The organism is Anaeromicropila populeti (assembly GCF_900112775.1).
Classification (GTDB): Bacteria; Bacillota; Clostridia; order Lachnospirales; family Lachnospiraceae; genus Anaeromicropila_A; species Anaeromicropila_A populeti.
In genome coordinates, this window is record NZ_FOYZ01000021.1 from 1 (window position 1) to 19,683 (window position 19,683).

A 19,683-nucleotide genomic window follows, 5' to 3' on the forward strand; every position below is an offset into this window, starting at 1 on the left:
CACAGAGAAATAGAAGAGGCAGAAAGAGCTGTTTTAAAAATAATACAGGAAATGCCAGAAACGGTATGGAACCAGATCGCAGAAAAGACCCAGCTATGGAGAGGAATCGTAAACCAGACAGTACAGGAAGAGAACTGGAGAAGTATTACAACCCAGACAGAGTTAGTAAACGTGCTGAAGGAGAAGAACCAGGAAGAAAAGTATGTGCTGTTACAGAGACTGAATCAGATGGTGGAGAAGTGGGAAACCAAGGCATATCATGCCCAACAAGAAGCAGGAGAAGCAGAGGGCAGAGAATCCATCCCGTTGGTGGAACTTCAGAAGGCAATTAAGGAATATGAGACTGAGTACCGAAGAAGAGAAAGAGACCAACAACAACTTTATCAGAAAGTAGAGAAGTATAAGAAAATTGAAAATAGGGAAATCGAAGAGAGCCACAGAGAAATCGAAGAGGCAGGAAGAACTGTTTTAAAAGTGAACCAGAAAATACCGGAAATGGTATGGGATCAGATTGCAGAAAAGACCCAGCTATGGAGAGGAATCGTAAACCAGACAGTACAGGAAGAGAACTGGAGAAGTATTACAACCCAGACAGAACTAGTAAACGTGCTGAAGGAGAAGAACCAGGAAGAAAAGTATGTGCTGTTACAGAGACTGAATCAGACGGTGGAGAAGTGGGAAACCAAGGCATATCATGCCCAACAAGAAGCAGGAGAAGCAGAGGGCAGAGCAATTGTTCCCATAATGAAGTTCCAGAAGGCAATTAGGGGATATAAGGCAGAGTATCAAAAAAAGGAAAATAGTATTATATATAAAAAGACATCCTCTAGAGAATATGATGAAGTAGTCAGCCTAAAGTCAAAAATTCAGGAATTTCAGTATCTTCAGCAGGTGCAGAAGGAAGTGATAAAGAATTTACAAAAAGAAACAGAAATCCAACGAAGGCAAGTCGAAGAACTGATGGAAAAGCAGTTTTATACGGAAAGAGAGTTTACAGAAAGCAAAGATAAATTTTCCAATAGTATGATGAATCAGTTAAAAGCAGAAATGCATTTAGAACGAATGAGATATGGTTTAGAGTGAAAGGGGGAAGTAGAATGCCAGGTGGTATTAATAAAGCATATTTTGAAATAGAAGGACAAGATTCTCTGACCGTTCAGTTTAATCCCAGTGAATACAGCATAACGGAAGAGGCACAGTATGGTGGAAGAAAAAGTAATGAAAAAGCCCAATATGTCGGAAATAAAATGAAAACTCTTCATTTAACCTTTTATCTAGATACATCCGGGTATGAAAATGTTAACGGAAGTAGCGAAACAGATGAATCCGACGTTACGGAAGTTGCTATAAAATATGCGAATCTGGCAATTGTTGACGGGGATAAGCATAGGCCTCCAATTGTAAAATTTGTATGGGGCTCCATTCATTTTCAGGGATTAGTAACTAAGGTACAGACAAGTTTTACACTTTTTAATGGAGATGGAAAGCCTGTAAGGGCAAAAATTACGACAGACATTCAGGAGTACTGGGATGAAACACATGCAAGAGTAGATCCTCTTCTTTCACCTGATCGGACAAAAAGACGTATTATATCAGAAGATACTAATGTCTGGAATCTGGCAGAGAAAGAATATGGAGATATTAATAAATGGAGATTAATTGCAAAGGCAAATCAGATTTTAGATCCACTGGAAATACCAAACGGGACAGTGCTGAAGGTACCCGCTTTAGAAAATTAGCAGGAGAGAGGGAAAAGAATGGCAGATTTGATGACAGACACAACCAGCTATCAGGCGTTAGCAAATCAATATGGCAATTTTATTGTGCCAGCGTTAAAAATAAAGGTGAATGGGACAGATGTTGTCAATAATCTAAAATTGCAGATAGACCAGTTAACAGCTCATTTATCGCTAAAAGCAGCAAGTAGTGTTGTAATAAGGCTGGGTGGACTGTACGATTTGGAAACTAGCTCCTTTAAATCAGATGTAAAAGATAAGTTTAAACTAGGTACAGTTGTGGAAATAGAGCTGGGATATTCCTCTACCACTCAAAAGGTATTTAAGGGCTACGTTGCTATGCTGGGAGTAGAATTCCAAGATAATGCTTTGTTGGTGGTAACGTTAATGGATGCCAGAAGACTTATGATGACAAGTGGCAAAAAGCAGGTTCTTCATGATGTGACAAATTACTCAGATGCTTGTGCAACCATTATGAATAATTATTCTAGTTTATGTACCCTTACATCAGATGCCACACAAGATACACTAAAAAAACCCTTATCTCAAATCACCAATGACTATGATTTTGTAACAAAGGAATTGATTCGTAAAGGTAAAGTGGATAGAGAATTTTTTATATTTGGAGATAAAGCCTACTTTCGGGAGGTTGGAAAAAATACAACACCCATTATGACTGCACAGTTGAACAGAGAATTATATGAGTTTACTGCTTCCATGAGTTATCTTGATTTACAAATTGAAGTAGTAGGCTATGACGGAACAGAGCAAGCCGTTATAAGTGCAAAAAAGGATGCAAAGAATACGGATAACCAGACAAATATTATTTCAACCACCCCAGTGATGACTGTAACAGATCCAGATGCTGACAGTAAGGATAAGGCTGATCTAAGGGCAGCTGCCATTGCCAATCAAGAAAAGGAAAAAGCATGTACTGGTTATGGAAAAGCAATCGGACTTCCAGAAATTGTGCCAGGAAGGTATATTGAAATAGAAAAACTAGATAGCCTTGTAAACAAAAAATTTTATATTGTAGAAGTTAAGCATGTATTTGATGAAACTGGGTTTTTAACCTACTTTGAAATAGGAGGTTGTATATAATGGCTTTGTTCGGAGAGTTTTTAGAACGGGAGAATGAATCAGAAGATAAGATATGGAGTGTTACAACAGGAATTGTAAAGGAGAACTGGAATACAGATTATCCAGGAAAATTAAAAGTAGAAATATTTATGGGAGAACAAGGAAAGAATGTAACGGGCTGGATTCCATTTGCAGCGCCATACGGCGGAAATTCCTATGGTTTTTATACAATGCCAGAGATTGGGTCAGAAGTAGTGATAGCATTTAATATGGGTGACAGGAACTGTCCTATTGTAATTGGGTGTTTGTGGAATACAATCAATGCATTGCCACCGAATACAGCAAATGAAAAAAATACAATTAAACGTTTTTTAACAAAAGGTGGATGTGAGGTTATCCTTCAGGATGAAGAGAAGAAAGGGAAAATAGAGGTACATTCGCCATTAAAGTATGGGATTGTAATGGACGATGAAAACAAAAAAATAACGGTTACAGATGACAAAAATGAAAATCAGATTATAATAGATGCTGAAAATGGAAAGGTATCCGTTGAGGCAAAGAAAAAAATTGAATTAATCGTTGACGGGAATACAATGCTTTCTTTAGATGGAAGCCAAAAGGCAGCAGAACTGAAAGCGAATAAGATAACCATTGAAGCTGCACAATCATTAGAAATAAAAGGACAAAGTACAAAATTGGAGGGAACTTCTGTGGAAGTATCCTCACAAGGCTCCTTAAAAGTAGAATCAAGCGGAATGGCACAAATAAAAGGCAGTATGCTAAAACTGAATTAGAAAAGGTGTGAGTATAGATGCAGGGAGAAAATGCAAAGTCATTTATGGGTACAGGGTTCCGGTTTCCAGTTCAGGTGGACGAGACAACCGGGAGAATGAAAATGTCTTCCTTTGAAGAAGATATTAAAGAAGCAATCCATATTATATTGACAACAAAAAAAGGAGAGCGGGTGCGTAATCCTCATTTTGGCTGCGGAATTTACGAATACGCATTTGGAACTACAGACTTTACCTCCTTAAAGTCAATGGAAAGAGAAATATTCAATGCACTGGTTATGTGGGAACCAAGGATACAAAATATTCAGGTGAAAGCTGGAATTGATTTAAAGGAAGAAGGAAAATTGAATATTTCTATTGATTATGTTGTAAGAATGACAAATAATCCATATAATCTGGTATTTCCATTTTATATGAATGAAGGATTTGGAGAGAACGCCAAATAGAGAGGTAGGTGAACATATTGCATACAATTGAAATGGATGGCAGAAAAAAAGAAGAAGTGATTGGACAAATAAAGGATAAAGCGTTGTGCTATGTACCAGAATGGAAATTTGATGAAGAATTTCCAGATGGAGGAACGGCATTGGCATATGTATATGCAGATATGCTTTCTAAAACAATTCAGAAATTTAATAAGGTAGCACTTAAAAATCAAATAGCTTTTTTAAATGCATTAGATGCCAGTCTGCTTCCCGCAGTTCCTGCAACAGGTTATACTGTATTTTCTTTAGTAAATAATGAAGTACCAGGAACGATTGTGTCTGCTGGAACCATTTTAACTGGACAGACGGATGATTCCGTTGTTCAGTCAGCATCCTTTGAAACGAAGGAAGATGTATATGTTACGCCAGCTGAAATAGAATGCATTTATCAGACTGGGAGACAGCAGGATTATATTGGCAAAATATATGATAAGAATCACCAAGTGGAAGAGATAGTTCTTTTTGGATTTCATCAAACAAACTTACAGTACCATGAATTTCATTTTTGCCATGAAGAGGCTTTTGCAATTAAAGGAAATGCATGGATTTCGGTGGAGTTTTTAAAGAGAGATAGCTATAATATTTCAACGGAAATTTTAGAACAGTTGGTAAAGAAAGAACAGGTAGTGTTTGAATATTTATCAGAAGAAGGATATTGTGAGTTTTCAGGAATTCAGTTGAAGGAATCTTCCATTTGTTTTTTAAAGGGAGAGCTTCAACCCAAGTTTAAAAAAGCAGAAATAGAAGGAAAAGAAGGCTGCTGGATTCGGTGCAGAGTAAAGCAGATTGATTCAGTAAAGTTTTTAGAATTTGATAACTTTTATATAAAGGTAAAGGGCATAGCCATATTGCCAGATAGTATTTATGCAAATGGAACAGAAGGAACCAGGAGATATTTTCCCTTTGGAGAGAGACTGTCCAATTATAGTGAGTGGTATCTTTCATCAGAAGAAGTATTGTGCAAGAAAGGCGCAGAAGTGGAATTAGCTTTTCAAATCAATTTTGTTAAAATTCCATTAGATTATAATGTTGAAAATGACCCTATAAAATGGGAATGGATTATGAAAAAATCTGATTTTGAAAGAGATCCAGAATATGATATTACAATAGAAGAGGTTATTTGGGAGTATTACAATGGATTAGGCTGGCGGCGGCTGTTTGAAGACAGCAGGTATTCTGATATTTTTTCCGTGCAGAATGACTCACCTTACCGAAAGGTAAAATTCACTTGTCCCCTTGATATTCAGCCTATTTTGGTAAATTCCAGTGAATCCTTGTTCATTCGTGCCAGAGTGGTTAAGGTTAATAATTTTTTAAAGATGAAAGGAAGTTATGTTTCACCAGTATTGGAGAGTACATCTTTTTCTTATGAGTATACAGCCAGAAAGTGTAACCCTACATATTTAATTTCAAAAAATAATTTGGATGTGAGAGCTGGAACTTATAAGAAACTATTATCGGAAGGAGCATTTCAGCCATTTCAGTCCCTAAGCGAAAATAACCAGATGCTGTATATGGGATTTCAGACGGCACCAGTTGGTGAACCAATAAAAATGCTGGTTTTGCTGAAAGACTGCATAGAACGCAGTTACTCCAATCTTTTTTGGGAATATTATAACGGGCATGGTTGGAAATCATTAAATATAATAGATGAAACAGAAAATTTGTCTAAATCAGGTATTATAAATTTTATTGGAAATAAAGACTTTAAAAAATTAAAGTTATTTGGAAGAGAATTGTACTGGATAAGAATTTGTGATGGAAATGGTTACTACGGAAGCCAGAATGGTATCCAGGGACTTCCAAGACTTTCAGGAATCTATTTAAATGCAACAAAAATTGAACATGTTGAAAAGAAAGCAGAAGAATATTTTATGATGGAAAGCTTTCAGGAAAGCAGAAAATTTGCGCTTACAGGCAATCATATTATTGATATTCAGGTTTATGTGAATGAAATAAATTCGTTAAGTAATTTGGATGAAAAATCATTGAGAAAAGAGGGGAGATTTGCTCCCGTTTATGATGAAAGCGGTATGCTGACAGAAGCATGGGTGAAATGGATTTGTGTGCCGGATTTTGTGCTTTCATCACAAGAGGATCGTCATTTCATAATAGATAAAAATGAAGGATATATTGTATTTGGAAATGGAAGGCAGGGAAGAATTCCATCCATCAGCAGAAGAAAGAACATCAGAGTATCGTATAGCTGTGGAGGAGGAAACTATGCCAATGTGCCAGCAGGTGGAGTAAAAAAAATTAATCAGTCAATTGGCTATATAAACAAAGTGTTTAATCCGGAAGCATTAACTGGAGGCGCAGACATGGAGGCACTGGAGGGTGCTATAAAAAGAAGTACTGCGGTAATCAGACATCAGAACAGGGCAATTACAATCCGGGATTACGAAGAACTGACACTGGCGGCTTCCCGCAATGTGAAAAAGGTAAAATGCTTTTCTGGTTGTGATGGTTCAGGAGATAAATTAAGTGGTGCCATTACACTGGTTGTACTACAAAGTGATTACCAAAACAGTAAATCCTTGTTTCATGTTCTAAAAAAGGATTTACTAGCGTTTTTAAAAGATAAAGTTAATGACAATTTACTACTAATGAAAAAACTATTCATTGTAGAGCCAGTTTTCGTGAAATTAAATGTAAAGGTAGAAATAGTAGTAGGATCTCTTCAAAATTTGTACCAGGTAAAAAAAATGGTAAGTGATCGGCTGAATCAATTTATTGATCCTATGACAGGAAATTTTCATGGAAATGGATGGAGCATTGGAAGTCTGCCTAATACTATACAAATTCAAAATGCAATCAACACAATACCAGGGGTGCTTTATATACGCAAAGTGTTTATCAGCGCTTTTGTACATAAAAACACAGGGCTGGGAGAAGTGCAGTATGAAGAGATACAGCAAAACAAATATAGTTTACCAGTTAGTGGGGAGCATGAAATAGAGATGATGATAGAGGAGGGATAAAATGCTGCCAAATTTAGAATTGGATACGGAAAATTTTGATGAAATCATGGATGAAGCCAGAAGCATGATAAGCAGTATCTATCCAGAGTGGACAGATTTTAATTACCACGATCCAGGAATTACTCTGATCGAACTCTTTGCATGGTTAATAGAAAGTTTACAATATTTCTTAGATCAGATTAGTGAAGATAATCTAGTGAAGTACCTGAAGATTCTCGGAACAAAAAGAAAAAATAAGGTATGTGCAAGGGCGTTGGTAAATGTAGTGCCCGAAACGGATTTTATAGTAATGAAGGGGACTAAATTATATGCAGGAAAGGTTTGTTTTGAGACAAACTGCAAAAATTATATGGTGAAGGGAGACATTACCAAATGTTTCTATGGTGGAAAGGCTCAGACTTCTAGAAAGCAGCTTGCTGAAACAAGGCAATTTGTTGAAGTAGTGGATAAGGCCCAGCTTGAGTTCGGACATAAGCTGAAACAAATGATGTTTGGGAAAAACCCTGTTCCAGGAGATTGCTATTATATTGGATTAGCCCAGACACTGCCGGATTCAATTGAGATAAGCATATACATGGAGATAGAAGAGGATTATCCAGTAAAGCGAAATCCCATACAACAACAACTGTATGCTCCTCTTGCTGCATTTCGTCTTCAATACAGTACTAAGGACGGATGGAAAGATGTGAGAGGGCTGCGGGATGAGACCTATGGTTTACTAATCAGCGGACAGATTTATTTTACATTAGAAGAAGAAATGACCGATATTATAGTCTGTGGAGAAAATTCCTATTATTTAAGACTTCTGCTGACAGAAAGTAATTATGATGCAGCACCAATTGTGCATGGTATGAGCATTAATGTGTTACCAGTAGAACAAAAGGATACCCTTATAGAATCTGTAGACGTTTCCAAGGAACAGCTGATTAAGATGGAAAACTGCCAGATAGCAGCCGAGACCTTCTTATCTTTTCATGGGGTAAACAGGCTTTATTTAAAAAGGGGAGAGGTCTATTTTCCAGTAGAGACCTTTACAAAGTGTCTGAATTATGATAAAGGGTGCAGTACTTACTTTTTCACTGGGGATGCCGAAGAGTTAGACGGAGCAAGAATTATTAGTTATCTAAGTGAAAATGAAGCAAAAGTTGAACTGGGAATTGGAAATGGATTTCCTTTTCAGGAATATAACTTATTTGATTCGGACATGGAATACGAATCCTTTGAAATTCTGGTTCAGGAAATCGAAAATAAAAATGGATTTAGCCAATGGACGAAGGTGGTGGATTTTGGGAATTCCAAGCCATGGGATAAGCATTATGTGTTTGATTCCAGAAAAGGGACAGTGGAATTTGGTGACTGCATTCATGGAATGGCGCCAGAGGGGAGAATTTTAGTTTCCTCTTATGCAAGAACTGTTGGCATGAACGGAAATGTAAAGGAAAACAAAATTAATTATTTTGGAGATATGACGGCAGATAATATTCTGATTTATAATAAAGAGGGAGCAGTTGGGGGAAGAAATGAAGAAACGATGGAAGAAAGCTTTTTAAGGGTAAGGGCAAACTTGAAGTCATCTTTTGCAGCAGTTACCTACGAAGACTATGAAAGGTATGTAAAAGAAACACCAGGGTTAATGATTGAAAGCTGTAAGGTGATTTCTTCCGTGCAGATGAAGCAGTCACATTTAAATGCAGATGAAACAATAGTAAATATTGTAGTAAAACCTTTTACCTACCAGATTAGAAATAAGCTGAGCAGCTGTTATGAAAAAAATATTTTAATGTATTTAGAACAATACCGGCTGGTTGGAACAAAAATAAATCTTCTGTCACCACAATATATTAGAATTGAATTATACATAGATATTATATTCAGGCCTCAATTTACAGACGCCAAGGAACAGATTAAAAATACTGTTGAGAGCTATTTCAAAAACCTTTCAAGAGAATTTGGTACTACTGTTATTTACAGCAGAATATACGGTATACTGGATATTCTGGAATGTGTATCTCACGTAAAATCTCTGACTATTGAGGCAAAAGGAAGTGGTGTGACAAAGAGTTTAGATGGAAACATTACGTTGCCGCCCAATGGAGTGGTGGAACTGGGAGAAGTACAATATTTATTTTCAATAGAGGATTAAAATATGATGAAAAGCAGATTAAAATATTTTATGTTAAATAAAGCGTTAGATTTTAAGCGCAGCTTCATGGAAAATATAGAGTTCGACCAGGAAGGCATATGGGTGAAGGAGGATTCGGCAGAAAACAGGGGCGTATTTATTTCACGGATATTAGATAGTCAAGAAGCAAAAATGGAGTGGCACCGCCTTGTGCTGAAAGTAGAAGGAGAAAATAATGCACCCTATCGAATTACTGTTTATGCAGCAGATGATTTGACCAGACATAGTAAGGGAGAACCCATTCACATAAAGGAGGTTCTAAACGCTTCGGATATGAATTTGGAAACGAAACAGAAATGGATGAAACCTTTTGAGCAAAGGGTGGAAACAAGTAAAAAAGATATTTTGCTCCATGGAATATCAGGAAGATATTTATGGTTTATGATTGAAATGTACAGACAGGCAGATACGGTTATGAAGTTTGAAAGCATGAAAATTTATTTTCCAAGGCAGTCATGGATTTCCTATTTGCCGGAACTGTATGAGGGAGCTGATAAAAATACATTTTTAGAGCGTTATCTAGCAGTTTTTCAAAGTCTGTATGAGGACATGAAGGACGCGGTCAGGGAGTTTCCCTTTCGCCTTGATGTGGAATCCAGCAGCAAAGATTTTCTGATGTGGCTGGCAGGCTGGATTGATATTGCTGACAGCTATATGTGGTCCCAGGAGCAGCTTCGGAGGCTTTTGACAGATGGAGTTTATTTATACAAAATTCGTGGTACAAGAAAAGGTGTATTGGAATTTGTTAAGCTATATACAGGTGGAGAAGCATATCTTGTAGAATATCATCAGTTAGAACCTTTTATGAAGCTGGAAATACAGACAAAGCTATTAAAACAGCTGTATGGAAATGAGCCATGTACCATGTTCGTAGTGGTAAAGGAAAAAGAAGTTCCAACGATAAGAGAATATAAAACATTACTTCGCATTATTGAGGAAGTAAAGCCGGCACAAATGGAACTAAAGTTAATTGTAGTAAAGCCATATATTTTTTTAGATGGACATTCTTATATGGGGATAAACAGTGTGCTTGGCAGTTTCCGTCCATTTGCACTGGATGGGCAGGCGTTAGTATCATTTACTGCAATAGGATCTAATTGTGCAGATATAAACAGCGAGAGTGAGGAGAGGTAGTATGAAAAATTCAACATTTTTTCCTTTTGAAAAAAATAAATATTTTTATGGGAAGCTTTTGTCCGTTGACGATTTTAATCTGGAACAAAAGTACATAAGTGATAAACGGCGTATGTCCAATTTGTTTTTATATGGGGCAGGCATTGTTGCAGGAATGCAGGTTGTACATGTAGATGATACAACAATTTCTGTAGAAATGGGTTTCGCTTTGGATTCTTTAGGAAGAGAAATTGTAATAGAAGCACCAGTAATAAGAAATCTTTCTTCCGTAGATGGATTTAAGACCATTGAGGGAGCAGAATCTGGCTATACCTATCTTTGCGTGGAGTATGATGAAGTAGAGCAGGATAAGGTATATAATATAGCAGGTAATATTGGGCTGGCACAAGGAACAGATGCGGTAGCTTATAATAAGGTCAGAGAATCCTATCATTTATATCTGACAAATCTAGAACCACAAAGAGAATGTCTGTCACAAGAAGAATTGTATTTAGAGTATACAACTGTTTATTTTCAATCTGGAATTCATATTAAGCAGGTGGTGCCAAAATATATTCAGGCAGGAGAAAAATTTGAAATAAAACTATTAGTTGAAACAACACAAATAGATTACCTTTCATTTTCGTATCAGTTAGCACTTACCTGTTTAAATTTCCAAAAGACCCAGTTGATTGATGTGGTTTTTGATGAGATGCTGCATGAAAAGACAGGAAGCTATATGATTACCTATGAGGCGGAGGCAGTCAGTGCCTCTGGAATAGATGGTGTTGCCGCAGTAGTACCTGAATCATTTAAAGTATTTCTTGGGCGAAAGCCGATTGATGCATGGAGTGAAGCAAAATCAACGGTACATATTATTAAGAATAATCCTAAGGATGAGGTATTGAACCAGTATTATAGGGAGGCAATGGAAAACCAGCTGAAAAACAGCAGCAATGAACCCCTCTATCTAGCAAAGATTTATTTGATGAAGGCGGGAGATTCCTATATGATTGATCATATTTTGAATGTTCCATTTCAGCAATACGTAATGAATCACGTACTTGGTTCTGCATTAAACCAGATGCTTCAAAAAGACTTTGATAAATTATCAGACTGTAAACAAACAGCTTCTGGGGAATCTTCACAAAAGGAAAAGAGAGAAGACAGGGAAAAAGTATTGGTAACAGAAGGAAGCTGTAAATTGAAATTGGGCATAGAAGGTCAGAAGGGAAAACGCTTTTTTTCCAAAGAGATTATACATGGACTAGGTCTTGGGCGGGTAACCATTGTCTTGGGTCTGGAAACAGGTGAAAAAGAAATTATTTATGGAGAAAGAGATGTTTTTGAAGCAGATGAGCCTGATGTTTTGCTGGCTGCCAAATTGAATCAAGATAAAGGAAGTTTTATTATTGGTGCAAAGCTGGTAAGTACTACAACACTTACGGAGATAAAGGTTCACTGGACAGCAGTTCTTCATCAAAAGGAAGAAACAGTTCAGGTATTTGAAAAGAAAATTTTCATTAAGCCTAGTGTGCTGGAACTGGGAATGCGTGAAAGCTATTACCTAGAAGCTGCATTTCAAAATATTGAGGACAAAGCAGTAAAATGGAAAGTGATAAATAATGGAGGAACAATTGAAAGCAATGGAATGTATACAGCACCGAATGTACCAGGTGTTTATGAAATTATTGCAGAAAGTATAGCATATCCAGAGGTAAAGGCTTCTATTTTTGCAGTTGTCAGAGAGGGATTCCATTCTGATAGAAATGGTGGTGATTGACCTTGGTAATACAAACCTTTGACAAGGGGTATATTGTGCTTAGCATACTGGAACAAAATGAAAAATCGGATGTTTTTTTGTGTGCAGATAATCTGGACGGGAAACGATATGTCATTTTCCGGTGGAAAGACACAGCTGCCATTGCCGCCATAATAAAGTATATCAGTGATCAAGTTCAAAGAAAAGATTTTTATGATGTTATTGAGTGTTTTTCCTATGACAAGGAATTTCATGTGGTTTTTCAATATTATGAAGGGGAAAACCTATCAGATAAACTAAAACAAGAAAACGTCAGTTTTGAAGAACGTTTGGAAATTGGAAGAAATATGTTTGAAAGAATGCTTTTATTAAATATGCCATACTATTTTCAAAGTATTTGTTTCAACAAAAATAATGTATGTGTTACCAGAAGTTTAGAAGTGAACTTTCAATATTCCTTTTGGGATATGGAGCATTTTAACACGTATTCCATGAAACAGGTGTCACAGGCAGCGGCAGAAATAGTCAGTTTTCTGTTTGAAAAAGAATTGAAGAAGGAATCCGTTGATCCAATACAGGAGCTGGTTATCCGCTTGAAGGAAGAGGAATGGACGGATTACATGGAAATTTACACAAGCTATCAGGAAGTCTGCGCTGAGGTGGAGCAGCTTTCTGAGACAGAAAGAAAAACTCCTAAAACGTGGGAGTTCCGATTGTGGGATAAGGCGAAGTGCCTGTGGAAGCCTGTAAAAAGGGCTATAATGTTTTTAATACTAGTAGGAGTATTTGCCTATATGGTGTATATCATACACCAGTCTCTTCAGCCAAAACCAGATCAAAAAAGTTTTGACTATATTGGAACGGTGGAAATCAAGTAGATAGAAAGGGGGAAGGTACCATGAGTCAATTCAAACCTGCCGAAAGGGGAAAATCATATATAAAAAGAATATGGGAACTTTGCCTTGCTCCCTTTAAATGGCTTTACGCCTCAATCGTTAGAATCATAAGCCCAGACAGTATAGTGGGCAAGATAACGGAGGATATAACGGAGGAAGTAAAGGAAGCAGGAAATAAGCCTACATCGGTAAGACAGTACTTAAAAGTAGGACAGCGGTATATTGCAAAGAAGGCTTTATTTGCAGCAGCAATTGTGCTTATGCTGTTGGTGGGGTATGGGTTTATAAAAGGCTATCCTATCGTTGTTTCTAAATTTTTTATAAAGACAATGACGGTAAATTCTTCTGATATACCAGGATATAACGGAAAGGTCAGACTTGTGAATGATATGGAGGAAAAACAGGTTATTTACAAGGGAAAGTTAGTGGATGGCAGAATCAATGGAAAAGGAACGCTCTATGACTATGATGGGAATTTGGTATATCGTGGGGAGTTTGAACTTGAAATGTATTCTGGAAGTGGTGAAGTATTTTATAAAAATGGGAAATTGTGTTATAAAGGAGATTTTTTATTGAACCAGTATGAGGGGAAAGGAATCTTGTATTATTCTGATGGCTCGCTAAAATATGATGGTACTTTTGTAAATGGAAAATATGATGGAACGGGAACCTTATACTATGCCAATGGAAAGGTAATGTATCAAGGTGGCTTTGCTGCTGGAAAGTATGATGGAAAGGGAAGTCTGTATCAAATAGACGGTACTCTCCTTTATGAGGGAAGCTTTGTAAAAGGCATTAAAGAGGGAGAAGGCACCCTGATTGTAAATGGCGAGGTTGGTTATGAGGGAAAATTTAAAAATAATACGTTGGCAGAAGGATATGCGGTTATCTATGATGAAAAGAATCAGATTAAATATATTGGTGGCTATGTAGACGGTGCCTATGAAGGCAAAGGAAAACTTTATCAGGATGGAGAACTGGTGTATGAAGGAAATTTTTCTAGTGGTAACTATGAAGGAGAAGGGATTTTATATGGAGAAAAGAAAGCAATTTTATATGAAGGGACATTTGTAAAGGGAAAAAAAGATGGAGAAGGAAAGCTTTATCAGGATGGAAAATTGGTGTATGAAGGTACTTTTAAAGAAAACAAATATTCTGGTGATGGGAAAAAGTACAAAGATGGAGAACTGCTTTATCAAGGCAGTTTTGAAGCGAATAAATATTCGGGCAAAGGAAAACTGTTCAATTTAGATACAGGAACATTACGGTATGAAGGAGAATTCTATCAAGGTCAGTTCCATGGGGAAGGAATCATTTATCATAAAGTAACGGGAAATATTAAGTATCAGGGCGGCTTTCGAGAAAATAAATATGAAGGTAAGGGAAAGCTATATGCCAGCTGTGGCAAGCTAAGATACGAAGGAGAATTTATGAAAGGAAAATACGAAGGAGAAGGAATTTTATATGAACCTTTGACTGGTGAAATCATTAGTGAGGGAACCTTTCACCGTGGAGAACTTTTAATCTCAAAAGAAGATAAGAATGGTAAAAAGGATAGTGAGGAGACAGAGGCAGAGGAAGGAAGCTCATCAGCAGGGGAGGAAAACCAGCCAGCCCAAGAGCAGACGGTAGAAGAAAATGTACAGGAAGAGGCAGTCCCTGAAGAAACACAAATAGAAGACAATGGAAAGGAAGAGTAATAGTATGGGCAGTTATTCAATTATATCAGAAATTGATCAGGGGATTATAAAATTACTGCGGGATAATATGGTTCCAGACCTTATCTCTTCCCCTGACAAAATCGGGTTGTGCAGTCCTTCTGAAAAAGGAGATATATCACTAGGCATTTATTTGTATGATATAAAGGAAAGTGATGAGGTATTTGAAAGAGGCATGTCCATGTCAGGAAGAAGTGAGCAGAAGGCACCCTCTAAATTTATTAATTTGTACTATATGTTTACGGCGTATTCCACCAGTGACCTAAAGTTCCGCGCGTTGGAGGAACATCGGATTTTGGGGAAAATCATTCAGGTGTTTGCAGATAACCCAATGCTTGGAGAAGAATATTTTCCAGCAAATAACCAGAATTTTAAATATCCTTTAAAAGTAGAGATGAATCGGACCCATAATGAAACAGAATCAAAAATATGGAATGGAACAGATATGCCAAATAAATTATCACTTTATTTTAAAATCTATCCGGTTGAAATCGAATCAACACGGGTGAAAAAAGTACAGAGAGTAGTAGATGTAGATTTCAAAGTGGATGAAGCAAAGTCATAGGATGAGGGTGAAGTATGGCAGATAGATTAAGATATAAGATTTCATTTGTAGTGCAAGTGATGGATGGCTTTCGAAACATGCCGGTACAAGGAAAGCAGGTAAGTGTGTTTATTGAAGGAGAAAAGCCACCAATACAAAAGGAAGGTGGCTATTTTGTCTTTGTTAATTTAAGCACCAGTCAATTTAACGTACAGATAGAAGGGGATGCTTTCTTAAAAAAAGTGGAGCAGGTAAATCTGGAAGAAGCTGCCGAGAAATATGGATTTCTTAAAGTTTATATGATACCAGACAACCGATACCCTATTCCAGCAGGAACTACTTGCATAGAAGGAAAAGCGGCAAAGGGAAGTAAAATTACACTTCTTTTCTGGAAAGGACTCAGACCTTTTCAGCTGCTAGAAGATTACATAAAAGATTCGGCACAGACAGACAAGCTGCGGATGTTTGCACCAGAAAACAGCGAATTAGATGGTAGACAGTTTTATATTGAAAATAAAGGAGAAAAAACAGGCGAATTTTTTTATGTTGCCAGAAGTGAGGAGTTACGTACTAATGAATACAGACTCGAGTCACCCCTCAATAATAATTATGATCGGATAGGAACAAATATTTACGTGGTATACACCACCTATGTGAATGAAAAAGAATCTTTTTTCTTTCCCGTAATGGTAACGGGAGAGGCCAGCTGTGATGTGATTTGTGAAACCATAGATGGAACTAGAATAAGTAAATGGATACCTTTACAGACAGGAGTAGTAAATCAAATTAAATTTGAAGAAGAGGAGAGGTAGTTATGGGAATGTGTGTATGCGGAGGTGCCTTATTATCGTGCAGTTTTGGAATGGCACCTTCCAGTTTAACCGTGTTACCAGCTAACAGGGTAATTAATTCAATGCCAGTAGCAACCATTATGGATAATATTCCAATGGTAAATATTCTGCCCTTTGGAATGTGCAGTTCCATGGCAAATCCCCAGGTTGCAGCAGCTACAGCAGCGGCATTAGGAGTATTAACACCGATGCCATGTATACCTGTAATACCAGCACCATGGGTTCCAGGCAGTCCGACGGTTCTAATTGCCAATTATCCGGCACTGAATAATAGCTGCAAGCTCATGTGCGCCTGGGCAGGTGTCATACAGATTTCAAATCCTGGTACTACTAATATTCAGGTACCATAGTATAGTTGAGAAGGGAATGATTCTAGTATATGAACAAGAGTGAACTAAATGATTTGCATTATATACTCATTGGCTTGTCTGCTATTTTGCTAACGATTTGTCTGGCAGAAGTAATTATGCTGTTGGTATCGAAATACCGGAGAAAAAAGCAGATGGAAGAAGAAAAAGAAAAACTTCAGCAGGAAAAAGAAAAACAGGATGCGTTAATTAATTTATCAAAATTATTACCTGTTAAATTGTTTCAGGAATTAGAGATTAATAAATTATCAGAAATATCCATGTCACCCCAAAAGTATATTAATTCAGTTGTTCTGGAGGTAAATGCGGCTGAGTTTGGAAAAGCGGTACAAAGGATGCAGGCCCAAGAAGTATTTACGTATATTAATCATATGTTAAACGAAATTGTGCCAATTGTGTGTGAAAATGGAGGGACAATAGATAAATTTGATGATGCCGGTTTTACAGCTTTCTTTTTTGAGAATTATGAAAAATCATTAGAAACTGCTGTATCTATTTGTGAAGTAAAAAATAAATTAACTCTTCTCAATCAAGAGTATGATAAATTTTCTGTTGGTTTATGCTATGGTTCAGTGATGGTAGGGGTTGTAGGACAGAAGAAAAGAATGTCACTGCTGACTGTTTCGGAATTTACAGGATTGTCAATCTATTTGCAGTCCATAGCAGGGAAATATTATGCAAATATTTTAATAACCGGATCCTATGCTGAGTTGATTGATCATTTCAGTGAAAAATTTAATAGTCGTTTTGTAGGATATATTTATATGAATATTACAAAGAGTATTGAAAAGATTTACGATGTATTTGATGGAGATCCCATTGAGACCCGAAATAGGAAAAGAAGGACAAAAATACTGTTTGAGAAGGGAGTTGCCTTGTTTTCACAAAGCAATTTTGAGGAAGCACGTTCCCATTTTATAGAGGTATTAAAGACAGACAGGTTTGACCGGGCTGCAAAGGAATATTTGTATTTGTGTGACAAGTATATTAATCAGGACATAAATCAGGAAAAGCAAATTTTTATTGAGAGTTATTAAGTAAGTATAAATAGGGGGATTAAAATGGAAAATAGACCCAAGAAAAAATTGAATCGGAAAATGATGTTGTTTTGCAGTGGGTTTGCACTATTTCTGGCTCTTGTAATAGGTGGAATAGGGGTTATTCTATACAAAAGAGATGTTCAAAAGGAATATGATAACTACGCCAGTACACTGGTGAAAATATCGGCCAGTGCAGTTAATACAGCTGCATTGGAGAAGTGTATCCAACAAGTAGAGGAAAAACAAGATAACACATTATATAAACATAATAGCAATTACTTGGAAATCAGTAAGCAAATTAACCGGATTAAACAACAGGGGGACATAAAATACATTTACCTTGTGTACTTTCAGGAACAGCAGAACCAGTCAAAGCTGAAATATGTAATGAATGGTTACATAGAAGGAAAGAATAGTGTTATCAATGAACTGGGAGAAGATGCAGAAGGTGATTTTCCAGAACATATGCGGAAGGCCTTTTGGAATTCTACGAAAACCTCAAGTGAGCAGATTTATTATATTAATAATAAAACAGCAGAAAATGAATATGTGAGAACCTGCTATATGCCAGTACATAATACTGAGGGGAAAACAGTGTGTATTGTCTGTGTAGACATTTTAATAGATGATATTCAGAATAATATTAGGATTTATATCATGATTATTATTATTTCCTTAATTATTGTATTGCTGGTATATCTGATTATTTTTCTGAATATTATAAAAAGTCATGTGGTACTTCCAATAAAAAAAATTGCCCTTGCAGCAAATGACTTTGTACAGCAGAGCTATGAGAATAAAAATCCATCTGACCTGGTTACCACTTATGTGGAGGTAAATACAAAGGATGAGATTGAATTGCTGGCGAATAGCTTAAATCACATGACAAGGGAAATAAAAAATTATATGGTTAACATGACATTAATGACAGTGGAAAAAGAAAAAATGACAGCAGAAGTGGGAATTGCCAAACAAATACAGAGAAATTTATTTCCTATGGAATTCCCAGCGTTTCCAGAGAGAAATGAATTTGACATTTATGCAAATATGAATTATGCCAAAAAGGCAGGCGGTGATTTTTATAATTTCTTTCTTATTGACAAAATTCACTTGTGTTTTATGATTGGAGAAGTATCTGGGCAGGGAATACCAAGTACAATGTTTGCAGTTATTGCAGCAACATTAATGAAAAATTTTGCCTTGCTTGGTTATGAGCCAAATCGAATTTTTATGGAAACCAATAACCAGTTAAGCGAAAATAATAATGCTGAGTTAACAGTATCTGCTTTCTTGGGGATTATTGATTTAGATTCAGGAAAATTAAGCTATGTAAATGCGGGAGATATTCATCCGTTGGTGAAACGGACAGGAAGTGAATTCATGGAACTGCCAGCAAAAAAATGTTTTCGCCTTGCGTCCATGGAAGGAATTCCTTATCAGCAGCAAACAATTCTACTGTCTCAGGGAGAAATGCTTTTCTTGTATACAGAGGGACTTGCCCAGACAATGGATGAAAAGGGAAATGTGTATTCTGACAGCTATATTACAAGTAACATGGACGAAATTCTAAAAAAGGAATACTCCCTGGAAAACATGGTGAAAGCAGTTAGAGAGGATGTTAATAAATTTGAAAATGGGGTGGAGCAGGAAAGAGATAGTACAATTCTGGCATTTCGTTATTTGGGATAGAGAAGGTAAGAACAAAAAGCAAGTAAGGAGTTGTCCATGAAAAAAGTACAAAAAAGTTTGAAAACAAAATTAACGGTAACTTTCATTTTGTTTGCATTAATTTTAAGTCTACCAGTCAGTATTTATAGTTATGTTCGCTACAAAAATACACAAGCTGCACACTATAAATCATTAGCACTGAATACAGCTGAAACAGTAGTGCTTTTAGTGAACAGCGATAAAATTGCAAAGTATTATAATACATTAAAGACGGATTATGAATACTGGGATGTTTTGGAAATTTTAAATAATGTAAAAGAAAAGCAAAAAGCAGCGCATCTTTATATCGTTGTACCAGATAAGCAGGAGGGACTCTCCGCAGAGTGAAATGCACAGACACACAAGATATACAAGAATCCACCAGAAACAGAGTATAAAATTTATGTGCCACAATTTAACCAGATGATT

At 36.6% G+C, this 19,683-nt stretch carries 17 protein-coding genes; all 17 read left to right on the top strand.

Annotated features, from left to right (window positions below):
* On the top strand, nt 1–1,083 hold a 1,083-nt coding region (locus tag BM305_RS19265; protein ID WP_177214795.1), incomplete at its 5' end, for a hypothetical protein.
* Between the two features lie 14 nt (nt 1,084–1,097).
* Nucleotides 1,098–1,739: a CIS tube protein gene (locus BM305_RS17605; protein ID WP_092563995.1), complete on the top strand. Its 642-nt coding sequence runs from the start codon at nt 1,098–1,100 to the stop codon at nt 1,737–1,739.
* An 18-nt stretch (nt 1,740–1,757) separates the two neighbouring features.
* Nucleotides 1,758–2,837 carry a phage late control D family protein gene (locus BM305_RS17610; protein ID WP_092563998.1) on the top strand — a complete coding sequence of 360 codons (1,080 nt, stop codon included), beginning with the start codon at nt 1,758–1,760 and terminating at the stop codon, nt 2,835–2,837.
* On the top strand, nt 2,837–3,610 hold the full coding sequence (locus BM305_RS17615; RefSeq protein WP_092564001.1) for a phage baseplate assembly protein V: 774 nt from the start codon (nt 2,837–2,839) through the stop codon (nt 3,608–3,610). The genes BM305_RS17610 and BM305_RS17615 overlap by 1 nt, the downstream gene beginning before the upstream one ends.
* A 17-nt stretch (nt 3,611–3,627) precedes the next feature.
* Nucleotides 3,628–4,053 (top strand): GPW/gp25 family protein, encoded by a 426-nt coding sequence (locus BM305_RS17620; protein ID WP_092564004.1) that lies wholly within the window; start codon nt 3,628–3,630, stop codon nt 4,051–4,053.
* A 32-nt stretch (nt 4,054–4,085) separates the two neighbouring features.
* Nucleotides 4,086–7,073: a baseplate J/gp47 family protein gene (locus tag BM305_RS17625; protein ID WP_207649512.1), complete on the top strand. Its 2,988-nt coding sequence runs from the start codon at nt 4,086–4,088 to the stop codon at nt 7,071–7,073.
* Between the two features lies 1 nt (nt 7,074).
* Nucleotides 7,075–9,216, top strand: a complete 2,142-nt coding sequence (locus tag BM305_RS17630) for a baseplate J/gp47 family protein (protein ID WP_092564010.1) — start codon at nt 7,075–7,077, stop codon at nt 9,214–9,216.
* A 3-nt stretch (nt 9,217–9,219) separates the two neighbouring features.
* A complete protein-coding gene (locus BM305_RS17635; RefSeq protein ID WP_092564013.1) occupies nt 9,220–10,389 on the top strand; it encodes a phage tail protein in 1,170 nt (389 codons plus the stop codon).
* A gap of 1 nt (nt 10,390) precedes the next feature.
* Nucleotides 10,391–12,151 (top strand): hypothetical protein, encoded by a 1,761-nt coding sequence (locus tag BM305_RS17640; RefSeq protein WP_092564016.1) that lies wholly within the window; start codon nt 10,391–10,393, stop codon nt 12,149–12,151.
* Nucleotides 12,152–12,153: 2 nt separating this feature from the next.
* On the top strand, nt 12,154–13,008 hold the full coding sequence (locus BM305_RS17645; RefSeq protein ID WP_092564019.1) for a hypothetical protein: 855 nt from the start codon (nt 12,154–12,156) through the stop codon (nt 13,006–13,008).
* 20 nt (nt 13,009–13,028) lie between these two features.
* Nucleotides 13,029–14,726 carry an MORN repeat-containing protein gene (locus tag BM305_RS17650; protein WP_092564022.1) on the top strand — a complete coding sequence of 566 codons (1,698 nt, stop codon included), beginning with the start codon at nt 13,029–13,031 and terminating at the stop codon, nt 14,724–14,726.
* 4 nt (nt 14,727–14,730) lie between these two features.
* Nucleotides 14,731–15,309 carry a Pvc16 family protein gene (locus BM305_RS17655; protein ID WP_177214797.1) on the top strand — a complete coding sequence of 193 codons (579 nt, stop codon included), beginning with the start codon at nt 14,731–14,733 and terminating at the stop codon, nt 15,307–15,309.
* A 14-nt stretch (nt 15,310–15,323) separates the two neighbouring features.
* Nucleotides 15,324–16,100 (top strand): hypothetical protein, encoded by a 777-nt coding sequence (locus BM305_RS17660; protein WP_092564028.1) that lies wholly within the window; start codon nt 15,324–15,326, stop codon nt 16,098–16,100.
* Between the two features lie 2 nt (nt 16,101–16,102).
* Nucleotides 16,103–16,489, top strand: a complete 387-nt coding sequence (locus tag BM305_RS17665) for a DUF4280 domain-containing protein (RefSeq protein ID WP_092564031.1) — start codon at nt 16,103–16,105, stop codon at nt 16,487–16,489.
* A 29-nt stretch (nt 16,490–16,518) separates the two neighbouring features.
* A complete protein-coding gene (locus BM305_RS17670; RefSeq protein WP_092564034.1) occupies nt 16,519–17,544 on the top strand; it encodes a nucleotidyl cyclase domain-containing protein in 1,026 nt (341 codons plus the stop codon).
* Between the two features lie 24 nt (nt 17,545–17,568).
* A complete protein-coding gene (locus BM305_RS17675; RefSeq protein ID WP_092564037.1) occupies nt 17,569–19,236 on the top strand; it encodes a SpoIIE family protein phosphatase in 1,668 nt (555 codons plus the stop codon).
* 36 nt (nt 19,237–19,272) lie between these two features.
* Nucleotides 19,273–19,602 carry a hypothetical protein gene (locus tag BM305_RS17680; protein WP_092564040.1) on the top strand — a complete coding sequence of 110 codons (330 nt, stop codon included), beginning with the start codon at nt 19,273–19,275 and terminating at the stop codon, nt 19,600–19,602.
* Nucleotides 19,603–19,683 lie beyond the last annotated feature (81 nt).

Excerpts from the sequence above, each read along its gene's own strand:
- BM305_RS17605 (WP_092563995.1), top strand. The coding sequence starts at position 1,098 with ATGCCAGGTGGTATTAATAAAGCATATTTTGAAATAGAAGGACAAGAT.
- BM305_RS17610 (WP_092563998.1), top strand. The coding sequence starts at position 1,758 with ATGGCAGATTTGATGACAGACACAACCAGCTATCAGGCGTTAGCAAAT.
- BM305_RS17615 (WP_092564001.1), top strand. The coding sequence starts at position 2,837 with ATGGCTTTGTTCGGAGAGTTTTTAGAACGGGAGAATGAATCAGAAGAT.
- BM305_RS17620 (WP_092564004.1), top strand. The coding sequence starts at position 3,628 with ATGCAGGGAGAAAATGCAAAGTCATTTATGGGTACAGGGTTCCGGTTT.
- BM305_RS17625 (WP_207649512.1), top strand. The coding sequence starts at position 4,086 with ATGGATGGCAGAAAAAAAGAAGAAGTGATTGGACAAATAAAGGATAAA.
- BM305_RS17630 (WP_092564010.1), top strand. The coding sequence starts at position 7,075 with ATGCTGCCAAATTTAGAATTGGATACGGAAAATTTTGATGAAATCATG.
- BM305_RS17635 (WP_092564013.1), top strand. The coding sequence starts at position 9,220 with ATGATGAAAAGCAGATTAAAATATTTTATGTTAAATAAAGCGTTAGAT.
- BM305_RS17640 (WP_092564016.1), top strand. The coding sequence starts at position 10,391 with ATGAAAAATTCAACATTTTTTCCTTTTGAAAAAAATAAATATTTTTAT.
- BM305_RS17650 (WP_092564022.1), top strand. The coding sequence starts at position 13,029 with ATGAGTCAATTCAAACCTGCCGAAAGGGGAAAATCATATATAAAAAGA.
- BM305_RS17655 (WP_177214797.1), top strand. The coding sequence starts at position 14,731 with ATGGGCAGTTATTCAATTATATCAGAAATTGATCAGGGGATTATAAAA.
- BM305_RS17660 (WP_092564028.1), top strand. The coding sequence starts at position 15,324 with ATGGCAGATAGATTAAGATATAAGATTTCATTTGTAGTGCAAGTGATG.
- BM305_RS17665 (WP_092564031.1), top strand. The coding sequence starts at position 16,103 with ATGGGAATGTGTGTATGCGGAGGTGCCTTATTATCGTGCAGTTTTGGA.
- BM305_RS17670 (WP_092564034.1), top strand. The coding sequence starts at position 16,519 with ATGAACAAGAGTGAACTAAATGATTTGCATTATATACTCATTGGCTTG.
- BM305_RS17675 (WP_092564037.1), top strand. The coding sequence starts at position 17,569 with ATGGAAAATAGACCCAAGAAAAAATTGAATCGGAAAATGATGTTGTTT.
- BM305_RS17680 (WP_092564040.1), top strand. The coding sequence starts at position 19,273 with ATGAAAAAAGTACAAAAAAGTTTGAAAACAAAATTAACGGTAACTTTC.